Origin of the sequence: Corallococcus sp. AS-1-12 (genome assembly GCF_020036995.1) — a bacterium.
Classification (GTDB): Bacteria; Myxococcota; Myxococcia; order Myxococcales; family Myxococcaceae; genus Corallococcus.
Map to the genome: position 1 here is coordinate 1 of NZ_JAIQDD010000112.1, position 687 is coordinate 687.

A 687-nucleotide genomic window follows, 5' to 3' on the forward strand; every position below is an offset into this window, starting at 1 on the left:
GTCTGCCCCCTCTGCCGCAGGCTCGTCGACGACTCGAACCTGCCGCGCGGCCCCTCACGAATCTGATCAGGTGGTACAAGAGGCCTGCCCTCATGGTCGAGGAAACTATACCCATTAGTCCTTTGGCCGGGTGGAGATTAACGGGCGGGCTTCCGCTGTTGCTCCGGATATGAGGGGACAGACGAGACGCCAGGAACTGAAGCTGATGCAGGCGGACAGCGCAGTACTGAAGGCGCTGACGCACCGAGGACGCGAGTCGGTGCGGGTGTTGCGACGAGCCCGAGTGCTGCAACTGCTAGCGGAGGGCTGGACGGTTGTGGGTGTGGCCGAGGCGGTGGGCGTCACTGAGACCACGGTGCGCACCGTGCGCAGACGCTACCGGGAGGAGGGGCTCAGCGCAGCGCTCCATGAGAAGCCGCGGCCCGGGGCGGCGCGCCGTCTCACGGAGAAGCAGGCAAGCGAGGTGGTCGCCATGGTGTGTGCACTTCCGCCCGAAGGGCGTGCCCGCTGGACGGTCCGCCTCATTACGCAGGAAGCAATCCGCCGGGGCCTGGTTCCGGAGGTTGGACGGGAAACCGTGCGCGAACTCCTCCTGCGTCATGACTTGAAGCCGTGGCGGGAAAAAAACTACGCCGGCAAATATGGCCTGAGCCCCAGGTGTTGCCCCTCTGAGAGGAGGAGCACCAT

The 687-nt window shown here is 65.5% G+C and carries 1 protein-coding gene; it reads left to right on the forward strand.

Annotated elements, in window-relative coordinates; translation table 11 throughout:
- Positions 1–205: 205 nt before the first annotated feature.
- A partial coding sequence (locus K8556_RS38945) for a helix-turn-helix domain-containing protein (RefSeq protein ID WP_223745192.1) occupies positions 206–687 on the forward strand: 482 nt, incomplete at its 3' end.